The sequence below is a fragment of the Peptoanaerobacter stomatis genome, assembly GCF_000238115.1.
In the GTDB taxonomy this organism is placed as follows: Bacteria; Bacillota; Clostridia; order Peptostreptococcales; family Filifactoraceae; genus Peptoanaerobacter; species Peptoanaerobacter stomatis.
The window spans coordinates 84926-100825 of sequence record NZ_JH414549.1 but is presented as its reverse complement, the minus strand read 5'-3'; the positions used below and the strand labels follow the sequence as shown (position 1 = coordinate 100825).

The 15900-nt window shown below is 28.0% G+C and carries 16 protein-coding genes, 1 pseudogene and 1 other annotated feature; of the genes and pseudogenes, 15 read left to right on the top strand and 2 right to left on the bottom strand.

Annotated features, from left to right (window positions below):
- Nucleotides 1-29: 29 nt before the first annotated feature.
- On the bottom strand, nucleotides 30-926 hold the full coding sequence (locus HMPREF9629_RS04030) for an NAD(P)-dependent oxidoreductase (protein WP_009525075.1): 897 nt from the start codon (nucleotides 924-926) through the stop codon (nucleotides 30-32).
- A gap of 212 nt (nucleotides 927-1138) precedes the next feature.
- A pseudogene (locus tag HMPREF9629_RS04025) lies at nucleotides 1139-2210 on the bottom strand (pyridoxal-phosphate-dependent aminotransferase family protein).
- A 187-nt stretch (nucleotides 2211-2397) separates the two neighbouring features.
- Nucleotides 2398-2665 (bottom strand) — a binding site (T-box leader).
- 230 nt (nucleotides 2666-2895) lie between these two features.
- Here HMPREF9629_RS04025 and rsmB point away from each other — a divergent pair.
- The 15 genes from rsmB to HMPREF9629_RS03955 all read left to right on the top strand — a co-directional run bounded on the left by rsmB (nucleotide 2896) and on the right by HMPREF9629_RS03955 (nucleotide 15450).
- The gene (rsmB, locus tag HMPREF9629_RS04020) at nucleotides 2896-4203 is read left to right on the top strand and encodes a 16S rRNA (cytosine(967)-C(5))-methyltransferase RsmB (protein ID WP_009525072.1); all 1308 of its coding nucleotides are present in this window, start codon (nucleotides 2896-2898) and stop codon (nucleotides 4201-4203) included.
- Nucleotides 4204-4390: 187 nt separating this feature from the next.
- Nucleotides 4391-5428, top strand: a complete 1038-nt coding sequence (gene rlmN / locus HMPREF9629_RS04015; protein WP_009525071.1) for a 23S rRNA (adenine(2503)-C(2))-methyltransferase RlmN — start codon at nucleotides 4391-4393, stop codon at nucleotides 5426-5428.
- Nucleotides 5425-6162: a Stp1/IreP family PP2C-type Ser/Thr phosphatase gene (locus HMPREF9629_RS04010; RefSeq protein ID WP_009525070.1), complete on the top strand. Its 738-nt coding sequence runs from the start codon at nucleotides 5425-5427 to the stop codon at nucleotides 6160-6162. Before rlmN ends, HMPREF9629_RS04010 begins: the two co-directional genes overlap by 4 nt.
- 24 nt (nucleotides 6163-6186) lie before the next feature.
- Nucleotides 6187-8118: a Stk1 family PASTA domain-containing Ser/Thr kinase gene (gene pknB, locus HMPREF9629_RS04005; protein ID WP_009525069.1), complete on the top strand. Its 1932-nt coding sequence runs from the start codon at nucleotides 6187-6189 to the stop codon at nucleotides 8116-8118.
- A 277-nt stretch (nucleotides 8119-8395) separates the two neighbouring features.
- A complete protein-coding gene (gene rsgA / locus HMPREF9629_RS04000; protein WP_009525068.1) occupies nucleotides 8396-9313 on the top strand; it encodes a ribosome small subunit-dependent GTPase A in 918 nt (305 codons plus the stop codon).
- Nucleotides 9313-9969, top strand: coding sequence for a ribulose-phosphate 3-epimerase (gene rpe, locus HMPREF9629_RS03995; RefSeq protein WP_009525067.1), 657 nt, complete (start codon nucleotides 9313-9315; stop codon nucleotides 9967-9969). Before rsgA ends, rpe begins: the two co-directional genes overlap by 1 nt.
- Nucleotides 9970-9994: 25 nt before the next feature.
- A complete protein-coding gene (locus HMPREF9629_RS03990; protein WP_242822009.1) occupies nucleotides 9995-10636 on the top strand; it encodes a thiamine diphosphokinase in 642 nt (213 codons plus the stop codon).
- Between the two features lie 225 nt (nucleotides 10637-10861).
- A complete protein-coding gene (gene rsmD, locus HMPREF9629_RS03985) occupies nucleotides 10862-11416 on the top strand; it encodes a 16S rRNA (guanine(966)-N(2))-methyltransferase RsmD (RefSeq protein ID WP_009525065.1) in 555 nt (184 codons plus the stop codon).
- Between the two features lie 10 nt (nucleotides 11417-11426).
- Nucleotides 11427-11909 carry a pantetheine-phosphate adenylyltransferase gene (coaD, locus tag HMPREF9629_RS03980; protein WP_009528933.1) on the top strand — a complete coding sequence of 161 codons (483 nt, stop codon included), beginning with the start codon at nucleotides 11427-11429 and terminating at the stop codon, nucleotides 11907-11909.
- A gap of 96 nt (nucleotides 11910-12005) precedes the next feature.
- Nucleotides 12006-12470 (top strand): hypothetical protein, encoded by a 465-nt coding sequence (locus tag HMPREF9629_RS03975; RefSeq protein WP_009525063.1) that lies wholly within the window; start codon nucleotides 12006-12008, stop codon nucleotides 12468-12470.
- Between the two features lie 90 nt (nucleotides 12471-12560).
- Nucleotides 12561-12902 (top strand): hypothetical protein, encoded by a 342-nt coding sequence (locus HMPREF9629_RS03970; protein WP_009525062.1) that lies wholly within the window; start codon nucleotides 12561-12563, stop codon nucleotides 12900-12902.
- Nucleotides 12883-13035, top strand: coding sequence for a hypothetical protein (locus HMPREF9629_RS12135; RefSeq protein WP_009525061.1), 153 nt, complete (start codon nucleotides 12883-12885; stop codon nucleotides 13033-13035). Before HMPREF9629_RS03970 ends, HMPREF9629_RS12135 begins: the two co-directional genes overlap by 20 nt.
- Nucleotides 13036-13448: 413 nt before the next feature.
- Nucleotides 13449-13841: a CoA-binding protein gene (locus HMPREF9629_RS03965; RefSeq protein ID WP_009525060.1), complete on the top strand. Its 393-nt coding sequence runs from the start codon at nucleotides 13449-13451 to the stop codon at nucleotides 13839-13841.
- A gap of 42 nt (nucleotides 13842-13883) precedes the next feature.
- Nucleotides 13884-14627 (top strand): NAD(+) synthase, encoded by a 744-nt coding sequence (gene nadE / locus HMPREF9629_RS03960; RefSeq protein ID WP_009525059.1) that lies wholly within the window; start codon nucleotides 13884-13886, stop codon nucleotides 14625-14627.
- Nucleotides 14628-14721: 94 nt separating this feature from the next.
- Nucleotides 14722-15450 (top strand): hypothetical protein, encoded by a 729-nt coding sequence (locus tag HMPREF9629_RS03955; protein ID WP_009525058.1) that lies wholly within the window; start codon nucleotides 14722-14724, stop codon nucleotides 15448-15450.
- Nucleotides 15451-15900 lie beyond the last annotated feature (450 nt).

Below are 15900 nucleotides of genomic sequence, written 5' to 3'. Positions count from 1 at the left end.
TTTAAATGAAAAATTTGATTATTTCTAAATTACATATTCATAAATTCTTTTACAATGTCAACTATTTCCATACCTATTTTTTGCTGTGCTTCATCGGTTGCACCGCCTAAGTGAGGGGATAAATATATCTTGTCATTTTGCATTAATTTTTCGTTTTCTATAGGTTCTTTTTTTAATACGTCCATAAAACAGCCTGCAACCTTTCCGTTTTCTATGGCTGTTATAAGTGCATCTTCGTCCAAGTTATCACCTCTGGATGTGTTTACTATATAACAACCATCTTTCATAATATTGAACTCATTTGTAGATATGAAATTATCTCTTACAAACGGTGTGTGTATGCTTATAAAATCTGATGTTCTAAGTAAATCTTCAAGTGAAAGATAGGCATAATTTTCGCATTTATCCACAAATTTATCATAAAATACTACTTTCATACCGAGTGCATCGGCTTTTTTTGCAAGAAGTTTGCCGATATTACCCATACCTATTATGCCGAGTGTTTTGCCTTGTATTTCTATACCTTGATATTGTTTTTTGTTCCACTTTTTATTTTTGCAGGTAAAATTTGCTACAGGTATGAATCTTGCGAGTGAAATTATAGCGCCTATAACGAATTCTGCTACTGAATTGGCGCTTGAATTGGGTGTGTTTCTTACAATGTATCCGTTGTTTTTGGCGTATTCAACATCGATATTGTCAAGTCCAACTCCTGCTCTTATGAGAAGTTTAAGCTTCGTATTTTTTGTCTTTTCGAGTATTTTGGAAGTTAATTTTGTGGCAGAACGTATTATAACGATATCGACTTCTTTGAGTTTGTTTATCAGCAGTTCGTCATCATAATGATTCAAATCTATTTCTATATTAAGTTTTTTCAATTCTTCTACTGCTATATTGTCAAGCCCATCATTTGCAAGTATTTTCATTTTAATTCTCCAATTTGTTTTATAGTAAATAAAATTAATATTAATTGTTAGTAATTTTAAAAATATGATTTCAATATATTGGCACTAAAATATAATAAAATAACAGATATTTTCAATTTATAATCATCAAAAAATTAATTATTATTCCTTGTGATATCAATTAGTCAAACAGATATTATTATAAAAAATTAAAACAATTATGAAAATATAAATTAAAATCCTAAAATATTATCAATTTTGTTTAATAAATCTTGCATATCATCTATGTTAAAATCCGCCATATGTGCAATCCTGAAGGTTTTATCTTTTAAATCTCCATATCCGTTTCCAAGAAGTATGTCTTGTTTTTTTAATTCCTTTATAAGATTGGCAACATCTATATTTTTTGTATTTTTTATGCAAGTTACCGTATTTGATGCATATTTTTCTTCTTTTGCAAACAAATCAAAATGTTTTTTTGCCCAAGCTCTTACCAAATCAGCCATATTTTTATGGTTTTGTATTCTTTTTTCAAGAGTTTGCTCGTTTAATATATAATCTAACTGGAAGTTTGCAGCATACATTAAAGATAGAGCAGGTGTAGTAGGGTATTGGTTGTCCTTTTTGTCAATGAAGCTTTTAAGGTTTAAAAGATCGAAATAGCTTCCTCTATTTTCAACTTTTTTAGCTCTGTTTTCAGCTTTTGGAGAAAAAGTACAAAATGCAAGCCCCGGAGGAAGACCTAATGATTTTTGTGAAGAAGTTATTGCTATATCAACACCAAAGTCATCTGCATCAATTTTTATGCCACCGGCAGAGCTTACATAATCTACACAAAATATTACATCATCATATTTTTTTACTATTTCTCCTATTTCTTTTATAGGATTGGCAATTCCTGTTGTAGTTTCATTTCCTGTTACTGTTATAAGATCGTACTTGCCTGTTTTAAGCACTTCGTCCACTTGCTCAGGTGTAGTTATATCGCCTAACTCTGATTTGAACAAGTCGGCAGGAGTATTGTTATTTATTGCCATTTTATACCATTTTTCGCCAAAATCACCTATTGCAAAACAAGCGGCTCTTTTTAATGTGCAAGATCTTATTGCACCTTCCATTAGACCACTGCCTGAAGAAGTAGACAGCAATACTTGATTTTCAGTGCCGAATATTTTTTGCATTTTTTCAGTTATGTTTTTTTTGAAGCTTAGAGGCATCTGCCGTTCTATGCCCTATCATTTGTTTAGCCATTTCATTTAAAACATCTTGTCTTACTGTAACTGGACCTGGAATAAAAAGTTTCATTGGTTATATCTCCTTTAAATAATAATTATAAAATATGAAAAATATAACCGTCGACGGAAAATACAAGTATAACTAAAATATTTACTTGGGATATAATCTTAACATACTTGCAGAATAAACCTTGCTTAGCCCTGCAAGGAATATTCTTTGGGCTATTTTGTATATAAAAAAATCCCTCGGCTAAATGCCGAGGGACGAAATATTCGTGGTGCCACCCAAGTTCATTGAAGTAAAATGTGGAGTAAATGAATTAAATAAACATTCTTACTTCAATCTCAAATCCTTTAACGCAGAATATACGCATCAGTTAATGAATATTCTTATGCTCAGTTTTTTAAATCTATACTTTTCCTGATGTGGCAAAAAGCGGATTCATCAGTTCATATATAATCTTGCACCATCCGATTACTCTCTGAAAAATTTACCTGATTACTATTCTTTTTTACGCCGATTCAATTATTTAAAAATGTATTATAATGCTTTTTTTAAATTTGTCAATAGAAATTTTTAAAAAATGCAATTTTTTTATGTAAAAATGTCAAAATTATTATAAACAGAACTAAAAAATAGATTGTTATAAAAGGCTTATATTCAAACATTTGGCAATTCTTGTATTATTTTGCAAAATATGGTAAAATATCAATGTTTAAAAAGATTTTTTATAATAAAATTTTTAGAGGATTGTATGATTAACGCAAGGTGGATTATATATAAAATATTATATGATGTGAAATATGATAAAAAATATTCTAACATAACAATAAATGAAACTTTTAAAAATATTGATTTAGATTATGAAATGAGAGGTTTCATAACGTATATTGTCTATGGCGTTTTGAGCAATATAAATTATTTGGACTATTTTATAAAGCAATATAGTGATATAGCATTTTCAAAAATATCAAAAAAAGCTAAACTGATTCTTGAAATGGCGTTTTTTGAAATAATTTTTATGAATTCATCGGTAAATTATGCGAGTGTGAATGAGAATGTAAAACTTGTGAAAAAATATGATAATAGAGCCAAGAGTTTTGTGAATGCCGTTCTTAGAAAATTTACATCAGACGAAAACAATATAAATATTGCTAAGAATTATGAATTTTCAGATATAAAAGAAGACGTAAAATATATATTGACAAGATATAGTGTAAGTGAATATATAGCGCAAAGACTGCTTGATAATTACAAAATAGAATTTACACAAGAACTTCTTAGGTCAATGGCAGATACACCTGATATATTTATAAGAGGAAACAGATTAAAAACAGACATATATGATTTAAAAACAAATTTACAAAAATTAGGCAATAAGTTTGATATTATAGATGAAGAAAATATGATAGTATCGCTTAAAAATTTTAAGGATATAAGTAAAAATGATATGTACAAAAAAGGGTTGTTCAGCGTCCAAGATTATGCGAGCATGAAAACTGTACTTGTTTTATCACCAAAGTCCTATGAAGATGTGCTTGATATATGTGCAGCTCCTGGAGGAAAATCTGTGTTTATGGCTGAACTTATGGAAAATAAAGGGAGTATAACAAGCCTTGATATATCATCAAAAAAACTTAAATTATTAGAAGAACAGACAAAAAGACTTGGAATAGATATAATAAAAACATATGTAAATGATGCGACTATATATAAAAGCGAATATAAAAATAAATTTGATAAGGTTTTGTGTGATGTGCCTTGTAGCGGTATAGGTATATTAAGGCGTAAACCTGAGATAAGATATAAAAAATTTGAAGATATACAAAATATTATAGATGTTCAAAAACAAATATTGAAAAACGCATCTTTATATCTAAAAAAAGATGGAATATTAGTGTATAGTACTTGCACTCTGGGAAAAGAAGAAAATAGTGATGTTATAAGTGAGTTTTTAGACAAAAACGGAAATTTTGAACTGCTTTCTCAAAATGAATATTATCCACACATAGATTCAACAGACGGTTTTTTTTATATGCAAGATGAGAAAAAATGGAAATGATTAAAAATTTCATCAATTAAATTAAATTTATAAATTCAATATGCAGGTAATCATAAAAGAGTAATATAAAATACCGGAAAGTCAGCAATATTTTTTCAAATGCTTTATTAACCGGTTTAGTTATATAAGACTTAAAAACTTGCAAATTTATTTAAAATTTAGAGAAAAAAAGTAAATTAGGGAAGATATGAAAAAAAATATATTAGATTTAAATATGAAAGAATTCGAAGATATATTGATATCCAATTCTTTTGAAAAATATAGGGCAAAACAGATATATCCTTTAGTGTTTGACAAAATATCGTCATTTGATGAAATAAACAACATACCTAAAAAATTAAAAGAATTTTTAAATGAAAATTTTTGTGTAAATCCTGTATCCATATATAAAAAGTTACAATCACAAAAGGATTATACTAAAAAGTATCTCATGAAGTTAGATGATGATAATATAATAGAGTCCGTACTTATGAAATATAAGTTCGGCTTATCGGCATGTATATCTTCTCAGGTAGGCTGTCTTATGGGATGCACATTTTGTGCATCAACGGTAAATTCAAAAATAAGAGATTTGACAGCAGGAGAAATGATAGGTCAGATAGTATCTATGTCAAAAGATGTGTCGAAGAGAATCTCAAATATAGTTATAATGGGAAGCGGAGAACCGTTTGATAATTACAATAATTTTATCAAGTTTTTGGAGCTGATAGGTGATGAAAACGGACTTAATATAGGTCAAAGGCATATAACGGTATCCACTTGTGGAATTGCGGATAAGATAAGAGATTTTGCAGATAGAAAAATGCAAATAAATCTTGCTATATCCTTACATTCTCCATATCAAGAAAAAAGAGAGAATATAATGCCTATTTCAAGAAAATTTTCGATAGAAGATCTCATAAAATCAACTGATTATTATATAAAAAAGACAAATAGGCGCATAACTTATGAATATGCGATAATAAAAAATGTAAACGATTCTGAAAAAGATGCTTTGGTTTTATCCAAACTTATAGGTCATCAATTATGCCATGTAAATATAATACCTGTAAATACTTCATCTCATAATGATTATGAAAAACCGAATGATCAAAAAATAAAAAAATTTTTGAAGATTTTAGCTGATAACCATATAAATGCAACTGTAAGAAGAGAAATGGGCAGTGATATAAACGGTGCTTGCGGACAACTGAGAATATCAACTATTTCAAAGGAGAACTTATGATTTATTTTTCATTAACAGATATTGGTCAAAGGCATGAAAAAAATGAAGACAGTTTTTTTGCGAATATCAAAGAATATAATAATGTGCCTGTGGGGCTGTTTATAATAGCTGACGGCTTGGGAGGCTACAATTATGGAGAATATGCAAGTGCAAAATGTGTTGAAGTGGTAAAAGATATAATTGATGAACACATGTACAATATGAATTTTGATAATTTAGAAGATGATTATGTAAAATCTGTAATATGTAATTCTATAAAAATAGCCAACGATGTAATATTTGAAAATCCAAATAAAACTTTGATGGGAACTACTTTGGTTTGTGCACTTATAATAAATGAAAAATTATATGTGGCAAATGTAGGAGATTCAAGGACTTATATGATGAGCGAAAATAATCTTGTGCAAATCACTAAAGACAATTCATATGTTCAACATTTATTGGATGAAGGCTTTATTGATGAAAAAGAGGCAAGAACTCATAAAGACAGAAATAAAATAACAAGAGCGGTAGGATTTGAAGAGCAAGTGCAAGTAGATTTTTATGTAAGAGAAGTTCAAAAAGATGATAGAATCCTTTTATGTTCTGATGGTCTTACAACAATGGTTGAAGATGAAGTTATAAAAAATATATTGAAAACTTCCGAACCTAAAGATATCTGTGAAGAACTTGTAAAGTTGGCAAATGATAACGGTGGAAGAGATAATATAACCGTAATCAGTATTATTATATAAATTCAGCGTATATGGAGAATACTTATGGACAAAATAATATTAGGAAATAGATATGAACTCCTTGAAAAAATAGCAGACGGCGGAATGTCTACTGTATATAAAGCTTATTGTCATACGCTTAACAGGGTAGTTGCAGTAAAGATATTAAAACCTGAATTTTCAAAAGATGAAGAATTCTTAATAAAATTTAATAATGAAGCAAAAGCTGCGGCATCTCTTAATCATGCAAATATAATAAATATATATGATGTATGTCAGGAAGATGATATTGCCTATATAGTTATGGAATATGTTGACGGTATAAATTTAAAGCAGCTTATAACTAAAAAAGGAAAATTCAGTGAAAAAGAAGCACTTGATATATTAAGACAAATATGTTCGGCATTAAGAGAAGCTCACAAAAATAAGATTGTACACAGAGATATAAAACCGCATAATATTATGATAAACAAAGATAATATAGTAAAAGTAGGGGATTTCGGGATAGCAAAAGCTGCAACCTCTGCCACAATCACGACAGTCGGAGGAGTTATAGGCTCTGTACATTACTTTTCTCCTGAACAGGCGAGAGGCGGGTATATGGATGAGCGTTCAGATATATATTCATTAGGAGTTGTGTTTTATGAACTATTGACAGGCGAGATACCATATGACGGGGACAGTCCTATAAATGTAGCCTTAAAACATTTACATGAGAATATAACAATACCGGAAGAATATAAAGATAAAATATCGCCTTCCGTTAAAAATATGTTGCTTAAAATGACACAAAAAAATATGGACAAGAGATATGCGTCAGTTGACCAAATAGTATCCGATATAGCCAAAATTCAAGATGGAAATTCAGATATAAAGTATTTTGACAGAGAAGAAGACTTTAATACAAGAATAATAAAACTTCCTAAAGAAAAGATTAAAGAAAATTCCGACAAAAATAAAACAAAAATAAAAAAACGCAGAATAAAAAAATTGCCTGTCACAATATTAGGCATAATTATAATACTTGTAATTATGTTTGTAATGTTAATCATAAATGGTGGCAACATATTTGATGCCATACACAATACCAATACAACTATAATACCCGATATAAAAGGAAAAACTATAATAGAGGCACAAAAAGACTTGGAAAAAAGTGACTTGAAGTTGAAAATAATGTCTGAAAAAGAAGACGATACTCAAAAAGAAGGCACTATATTAGAGCAAAACCCTGAATCAGGCGTAAAGATGAGAAAGGGAGAAGAAGTATCCGTTGTAGTTGCAAAAGAGCCTCAAAATATTGTAATAGTACCAAGTGTAGTGGATAAAGAAGAAAAAGAAGCAAAATCTATTTTGGAGCAGGCAAATTTAAAATCAAGTGTAGATTATGAATTTAATGACAATGTGGAAAAGAATCATGTCATATCTCAAGACCCAAGTTCAGATGTAAAGTCTAAGATAGATGATGTGATAAAATTAAAAGTCAGTAAAGGAAAAGAAGTAAAACAGGAAAAAATACCTTCATTTATAGGTATGAACTTGGATTATGTAGAATCCAATATAGGAAATTTTAAAATCGGTAATGTGAGCTATGAAGAAGATACATCAAAAAAAGAAGGTACGGTATTGTACCAAAATCCGAAAGCCGATACAACTCATGACGTCGGTACGGAGATTGATTTTGTAATAAATAAATTGTCAAAGAGCAACAATGAAAATAACAATACAAGTAGTGTGTCAAATTTGCAGATACCGTTATCTAAGACTATAACATTGGTTTTACCTCAAAAAGACAGCTTGTTGTTATCAGTTTTGGACAAGTCAGATAATACGGTAGTTTATACCGCAACAATTTCAACGGCGGTTAATCAAAATGTAGACATAACATTATCGGCTTATTTAGGTCAGACAAAAGTCTATGATATATATATAAACGGAGAATATTATTCCACTACCGGAGAAATTGTATTTAACTAAGATTTTTTATAATTGGGTTTCTTATAAAACAAAATATTTAAATTAGAATATGTTTAAATATATTTTGTTTTATGTGCTTTTATAAATATATTCAAATCAGATGTTTATAAAAGTGTTAACCATATAGCCTGCAAATAATTTTAGTATTATATTAAAAAATACCTATATTTCTTTATATAAAAGTATAAATTATATTTAAAAATCAAATATAAAAATGTTATGTATTAATTTAGTATATTTATTTCATAATATTTTTATTATACAAGTTGTTTAATTAGTGAAGAATTATGAAAGATGGAGGGAAATTATCAAAGGTCTTGTAATAAAAAAAATAGCAGATTTTTTCTATGTTGAAACTGAAACAGATGTTTATGAATCAAAACCGAGAGGAAGTTTTAAAAAAGATAAACAGAACATAATAGTTGGAGATTATGTAGATATATCTATCTTAGATGAAGAGAATAAAAAAGCGGTTGTGGAAAAAGTGTATAATAGAAAAAATATGCTGATTCGTCCGTCTATTGCAAACATAACAAAAATGATATTGGTATTTTCTGTCAAAAATCCGAAATTAAATACATTTTTAATAGATAATTTTCTTGTGATAGCAGAAAAAGAGCAGATAGATGTAGTGATTTGTTTTTCAAAAATTGATTTGGATGAAGAAAAAAATTATAAAAATATAATAAAAATATACCAAGATATAGGTTATCAAACAGTAGAAATATCATCTAATAATAACATAGGTATTGAGGATATAAAACTCAAAATAAGTGGGAATATTACAGTTATAGCAGGGCCTTCAGGTGCAGGAAAAAGTAGCCTTATAAACTGTATTTCAGACAGATTTTCACAAACAACTTCAGATATAAGTATGAAACTTCAAAAAGGAAAAAATACTACAACATATGCAACTTTGCTTGAGTTTGCCAAAAACTCATATATAGCGGATACACCAGGATTTACATCACTTAAAATTACAGATATAGATAAATATGAGCTTAAAGATTATTTTTTGGAGTTCAAAAAATTTGAAGATGATTGTAAATTTGCAAGCAAGTGTATACATGAGCACGAACCTTATTGTGGTGTAAAAAATGCAGTTCAAAATGGAGACATTCAAAAATCGAGATATGATTCATATTTAAAAATTCTTGATGATATAAAAAAATTTGAAAAAAGGAGAAAGTATTGATGATTAAAATAGCTCCGTCAATATTGTCAGCTAATTTTGCCAATATTGAGAAAGATATAAAAATAGTTGAAAATGATACAAATTGTGAGTATCTTCACATAGATGTTATGGATGGAAATTTCGTGCCTAATATATCTATAGGTCAACCTTTTATAAAGTCTATAAGAAAAATAACTTCTATGAAATTTGATGTGCATTTGATGGTTGAAAAACCTGAAAGATATATAGAAGATTTTAAAAAGTGTGGAGCCGATATACTCACAATACATTTTGAATCTTGTGTTCACTTGCATAGAGCACTTGAACATATAAAATCTCTTGGAATGAAAGCAGGAGTAACACTTAATCCTTCAACTCCTATAGAGATGTTAAAACCTGTGCTTGATTTAGTTGATTTAGTGCTTGTGATGAGTGTAAATCCCGGATTTGGAGGACAAAGTTTTATTGAAAACAGTATATATAAAATAGAAATGTTATCAAAATGGAAAAAAGAGTATGGTTATGACTATATAATAGAAGTTGACGGAGGAATAAACGAAAAAACAATAAAAAAAGCAGTAGATGCAGGTGCAGAGTTGTTAGTGGCAGGTTCAGCAGTATTCAATGAAAAAGGCATAAAAGAAAATGTAGAAAATTTAGAAAAAATGTGCAGATAAATTAATGGTTCAAGGTGACATATTTATGGATTATGCAGTTCTTGTAGTAAATGGAAATATAGATGATATTACTTATTATAAAGATATATTATCAAACGCTAAGGTTGTTGTTTGTGCGGATGGCGGAGCAAATCTGTTATATAAATATAAAATTCATACGGATTTTATTATAGGGGATTTAGACTCTATACGTGAGGATACCCTGTCTTATTACAAGTCACAAAATGTGGTTGTACATAAATATCCGGTTAAAAAAAATAAGACAGACTCGGAAATATCAATAGATATTATAAAAAGCCTCGGCATGAATAAGATTTTTATGATAGGTGCAATAGGTAATAGAATAGACCACTTGCTTACCAATATAAATCTGCTTTATTATGCAGACAAATTGAATATAGATATGTCCATTTTAGATGAAAATAATGAAATAATTTTATTAAATAAAAAAGAAAATTTTATTGATACCTATATAGGACAGACGATATCATTTGTAAGCATATCAGGTGATGTTTGCGGTATAAGTTTAAAAGGCTTTGAATATGAACTGCAAAATTATGGCTTAAGTCATGATAGCAGTATACTCACATCTAATGTGGCAAGAAGTGAAAAAGTTTTTGTAAGCATAGAAAAAGGAAGTCTACTCTGCATAAAAGTAAATGAATAAAATAATGAGCTTATACTGTTAGCTGATGGAACATATATTTTTTAAATAAGCTTTATACTAATACCTGATAAAATAATAGGTAGCTTTAATTTATTTATAATCATTAAAAAATTAATTATTGTTTTATGTATATATATCTTAAGTAAAACAGATTTTAGTATTTGTATTGATTAAAGTATTTATTGTTCATCTTTTAATTAATTTTAAATATAAAAAAGGGAATATATGAGAGTAATAAGTGGTAAATATAGAGGTAAAAAGTTATTATCACCAAAAGATGACGACATAAGACCTACTACTGACAGAGTGAAGGAATCTATGTTTAATATGATACAAAACTATATATATGGCAGTAAGTTTTTAGACTTGTTTTCCGGAAGCGGAGCCATAGGTATAGAGGCATTTTCAAGAGATGCAAAACATATAACAATGGTAGAAAATGCCAAAGATTCATTAAAATTGATAAATGCAAATTTAAAATCCATAAATGCTGATAAGGGTAACATAGAGCTTGTAAATAGAGATGTCATAGATTTTCTAAAAACATCAAGAGAAAAATATGATATAATATTTGCAGACCCGCCATATGATTATTCAAAAATAAATGAAATTATAAAAATAGTGTCAGATAATAAACTTTTAAGTGATGAGGGAATATTGATAATAGAAACTGAAAAAGATTTTACATTAGAAGAATGCTCCGATTTTATTATAGAAAAAGAGAAAATATATTCAATAAGTAAATTAACAGTGATGAAGATTAATAATTTGGAAAGGTAATGTGAAAACAATGGAGAAAATAGCAGTATATCCCGGAAGTTTTGATCCTATAACTAACGGGCATATGGACATAATTACGAGAGCATCAAAAATGTACGATAAGTTGGTAGTTGCAGTGCTTGTAAATAAACAAAAAAAATCACTTTTTACGGTTGAAGAAAGGGTGGCGCTTATAAAAAAAAGTACAGTAGATATACCAAATGTTGAAGTTGACAGTTTTTCCGGATTATTTGTAGATTATTGCACTCAGAAAGAAATACATATAGCTATAAGGGGATTGAGAGCATTATCAGATTTTGATTTGGAGCTTCAAATGGCGCATATGAATGATTTTTTGAGCAAAGGAAAAGTAGATACGGTATTTTTAGTGACAAGTACAAAACATTCTTATATAAGTTCAAGCACAGTTAAAGAAATAGCTATGTTTAAAGGGAGATGTTGTGATTTAGTGCCAAAGCCTGTATGTGATGAGCTTACAAAAAAGTTTTTATGAAATTAAAATTTAATTTAAATTTGATTGAAAAAAAGATAAAAAAATAGTATCATTATTTTTAAACAAGATAAAATATTAATATTAAGGAGAAACGGTATGGCTGCTATAGATGGAGATATAATAAAGCGACTTGAAGAAATCGAAGAAATGTTGGATGAGGCATCAAATATACCTTTCAGTAGGAAAGTTGCAGTAGATAAAGAGTTGCTTTTGGAATTGGTAAAAGATATAAAAATAAGCTTGCCTAATCAATTTAAACAGGCTGAGTGGGTAAATAAAGAAAAGGAAAAGATAATAGATGATGCAAAAAAACAAGCTGATTCAAAAATAGAGGAGGCTCAAAAATATGTAGATGAAAAGATACAAGACAGCGAAATAACAAAGCTTGCACAAGAAAATGCAAGAGCTATACAAGAAGAGGCAATTATGACATCTCAACAGATAAAAGAAGGTGCAAGAAATTATGCAATAGAAATGCTTACGAAATTGAATTCCAATATTGAAAAGATAAACTCGAGGATAGATAAAAATATAAAAGAATTGGAAGAATATGACTTATAAAAAAATAATATATAATTTAATCCCTAAACTTTAAAAAAATTTTTACGATAATTATTATATGGTAGTAAAGATTCACAAGGAGGTGTGAGAATGAAAATACAGGATGTATTTGAAAGTGGTAGGGAAGAAGATAAAGCGCTCATAATGCAACGTCATAATGAGCTTATGAAAGAGATTAAAGAAAAGAAAAACTCCAAGATTGAAAAAAATGAAAATAAGTCATCTGTAGGAGCAAACAAAGAAGATCAGGATACAAACACATATTTAGAGTCTCTGGAAAGAATAAAAGCCGCCGCAATAGCTGCAAGAATAGCAAGAGGAGAAGAAATTGCAAAAGCACAAGAAGATTTTCTAAGTACTAAATATCCTGATATGTTAAGTGATGCAGAGATAGTTAAAAACAAAATCAACAATGTACTCAAAAAAAATTGAAGGTACAAAAACTAAAAAAGAAGCAGAAGAAATATTGCAAAAATTAGATGCAGGAGTTTTAACTCTTCCTCATGGAAGTGGTAACGATACCGTTTTTGATAAAGCGGTAAGAATTATAAAAGAAAAAAAATAATATACTCTACTTGAGAGCCATATACAAAAGATATGTGGCTCTATTTTTATTTTGAAAAATTTGTAAATTAAGTTTACAGCAATACAAAAATAGTATAAAATTAAATATAATAATTATACAGATACCTAACTAATCCTAAAACTCAATAGAATGATAGAAAAATAGCATTGTATAAATTTGTAAGATAGAACAATATCTATAAACTTCTTATAATAAATTATCTATGATTCTATGAGAGATTAGTATAAATAGGCATACGATAAAAATACTGAATTTAGTGTATTTGATTATGGATACTTTTGACTGTACCGGAGTTTCAAATCCATTTAATCAAACACATTTTTATACTTAAGTATTACAATGTTATTTCAAATAGATTTTTTAGTATTAACAAATGTTTTAGGAGGATGGACATGAGTATAAAAAAAGAAATGTTAAGTAAAAGAAATTGGGCTATATATGGTATAACAGCAGATACAGAAAAATTCGGTTATAAAATACCGGAAGTTATGAAAGAAAACGGATATAATGTAATTGGAATAAACAAGAAGTATAAAGGACAAGATATATTAGGTATAAAAGTGTATGGTTCATTAGAAGAAGTAACAGAAGAAGTGGATTGTATAGATGTTATAGTAAACCCTAATATATCAATGCTTGTAGTAGATGAAGCAATAAAAAAAGGTATTAAAAATATATGGTTTCAGCCACATACATTTAATGAAGAAGTCATAGAAAAAGTTAAAAAAGCTGATATAAGCTATGTAGATGATGATTGTGTATATGCAATACTTACGGGTGAATAAAAAATCTTTATCTAAAATTTATATAATGGAGCTTTTGAAATTATGGATAATAAAATACTGATAGATGAAATAGTAAATTGGTTGAAAATGCAAGTAAAATCATCCAATTCAAAGGGGCTGTTGGTAGGAATATCAGGAGGAATTGATTCTGCTGTGGTTGCGAATCTCATAAAATTAGCGTGTCCTAATAATTCGCTTGGAGTAATATTACCTATAAATTCAAGTGAAAATAGTGTAGAAGATGCAAATTTACTTGTAAAACAATGTAAAATAAGTAGCCTAACTGTTGATATAAGTGAAGAGCATTCAAAGCTGTTTGAAAAATCTATGGAAAAATTAAAGAATATAGGGTTGTATAAAGATGAGTATTCAAGGATGACAGATGCAAATTTAAGGGCAAGACTTAGAATGTCCACTCTATATGCAATAGCAAATAATTTAGGATATATGGTAGTAGGTACTGACAATGCAGATGAAACATACACAGGGTATTTTACCAAATATGGAGACGGCGGAGTAGATATTCTTCCATTGAAAAAAATCTTCAAATCAGATGTATATGAAATGGGGAAAATCTTAGGAGTTCCACAAAGTATACTATCTAAAGCACCATCGGCAGATTTGTGGGAAAATCAAACAGATGAAGCGGAAATGGGAGTAAGCTACGACAGCATAGAAAAATATATGCGAGGAGAAAAAGTGTCTGAAAAAGATGAAAAAATAATATCGAATTTACACAAAAAATCAGAGCATAAAAGAAATCTTCCGCCATGTTTCGAGATTTAAACATAAAATCTATTAAAATTATTATGTAGCAATATTTTGTCTGTTTATAGAGAATCTGATTTAATTTTGATAATGAATTAATGGAGGTTGACAAATGTTTGTTAAAAACATTAGCAGATATATGAAAACAGGAAAAGTAATTAGTTATATTTTATTAGCTGCTATATTAACTGCATCATTAAGTTGTATAATCTATGCAAATGTTTATATGCAAGGTTCAATGAAAGTAAATAAAGAAAATTTGCCTGAATTGGACAGTATGTATAATATAGAGACAAGAGAACTTGAAAAAACGTCGAATTATACCGAACATATTTATGAATCAAACATGATTAAAAAATTTCAAAATGAAACAGGGATTTCGTTGCTCTATAGTAAATTGGCAAGTAAAAATCCGTATGTTATAGAAAAAATAAAAACAGATAACAAAGATTATGCAATATTGACACTTGATAATTATATTACGGGAGATACTTCAAATTATAATTACAGCAAAGAAGAAGGCTTTTATAGTTATAAAAAAGGAATGGAATATCATTCTCCTATATCACTAAAAATAGATATTATGTTAAGTGAAAATCAGATGAAAAACGGTTGGGATATAGAATATTTAGGAAATTATAAATTTAAAGAACAATATATATCCGGACAAGGATATAAAGTGAATATAATAGAAAGCATGGTTAAAAATAATAACATAGAAAATTATATTTCAGAAAAATGTGCTGTTTTTGTAGCAAATGGTATTAGGTACACATTAAAAGGCAGAACTTCTTTAGAAAATATTAAAGCTATAGTTGACACTATGAAATATAAAAATTGAAATGTTTATGCTTTAAATGATTATTTAATACTAATATCTATTTTAATTTTAGGTTTACAATATAAAAGTGCAACACCTAACAAAAAAATATTTCAAAAATAAAAAAGATTAGGAGTAAAATCTTAGATGTTTTGTTCACAAAACAATTTAAAAATATATTAATTTTTAAATATATTTATATTATTAATGATTTATAAAAAGAGCATTTAACTTTAATGTTCTTTTTTATTTTTTATAAATAAGTTATATTTTTAACAATAAATATCGTTTATCTATAAAAAATAAAAAATATAAAAATTATATATTAACTGAATATATTCTAAATAAATAAAAAATAAGATGACGAAAATTATTTTTAATATAAAAGTGTTGTGAAAAAAATATCTATAGTTGACAAAAATAAAAATAAAGTTTTAAATATAAGTATCTGGTCTGACCTGTAACCAATTA

What these genes read in the sequence shown, in the direction of transcription:
- HMPREF9629_RS04030 (WP_009525075.1), bottom strand. Translation starts at nt 926, where the DNA reads ATGAAAATACTTGCAAATGATGGGCTTGACAATATAGCAGTAGAAGAA.
- rsmB (WP_009525072.1), top strand. Translation starts at nt 2,896, where the DNA reads ATGATTAACGCAAGGTGGATTATATATAAAATATTATATGATGTGAAA.
- rlmN (WP_009525071.1), top strand. Translation starts at nt 4,391, where the DNA reads ATGAAAAAAAATATATTAGATTTAAATATGAAAGAATTCGAAGATATA.
- HMPREF9629_RS04010 (WP_009525070.1), top strand. Translation starts at nt 5,425, where the DNA reads ATGATTTATTTTTCATTAACAGATATTGGTCAAAGGCATGAAAAAAAT.
- pknB (WP_009525069.1), top strand. Translation starts at nt 6,187, where the DNA reads ATGGACAAAATAATATTAGGAAATAGATATGAACTCCTTGAAAAAATA.
- rpe (WP_009525067.1), top strand. Translation starts at nt 9,313, where the DNA reads ATGATTAAAATAGCTCCGTCAATATTGTCAGCTAATTTTGCCAATATT.
- HMPREF9629_RS03990 (WP_242822009.1), top strand. Translation starts at nt 9,995, where the DNA reads ATGGATTATGCAGTTCTTGTAGTAAATGGAAATATAGATGATATTACT.
- rsmD (WP_009525065.1), top strand. Translation starts at nt 10,862, where the DNA reads ATGAGAGTAATAAGTGGTAAATATAGAGGTAAAAAGTTATTATCACCA.
- coaD (WP_009528933.1), top strand. Translation starts at nt 11,427, where the DNA reads ATGGAGAAAATAGCAGTATATCCCGGAAGTTTTGATCCTATAACTAAC.
- HMPREF9629_RS03975 (WP_009525063.1), top strand. Translation starts at nt 12,006, where the DNA reads ATGGCTGCTATAGATGGAGATATAATAAAGCGACTTGAAGAAATCGAA.
- HMPREF9629_RS03970 (WP_009525062.1), top strand. Translation starts at nt 12,561, where the DNA reads ATGAAAATACAGGATGTATTTGAAAGTGGTAGGGAAGAAGATAAAGCG.
- HMPREF9629_RS12135 (WP_009525061.1), top strand. Translation starts at nt 12,883, where the DNA reads ATGTACTCAAAAAAAATTGAAGGTACAAAAACTAAAAAAGAAGCAGAA.
- HMPREF9629_RS03965 (WP_009525060.1), top strand. Translation starts at nt 13,449, where the DNA reads ATGAGTATAAAAAAAGAAATGTTAAGTAAAAGAAATTGGGCTATATAT.
- nadE (WP_009525059.1), top strand. Translation starts at nt 13,884, where the DNA reads ATGGATAATAAAATACTGATAGATGAAATAGTAAATTGGTTGAAAATG.
- HMPREF9629_RS03955 (WP_009525058.1), top strand. Translation starts at nt 14,722, where the DNA reads ATGTTTGTTAAAAACATTAGCAGATATATGAAAACAGGAAAAGTAATT.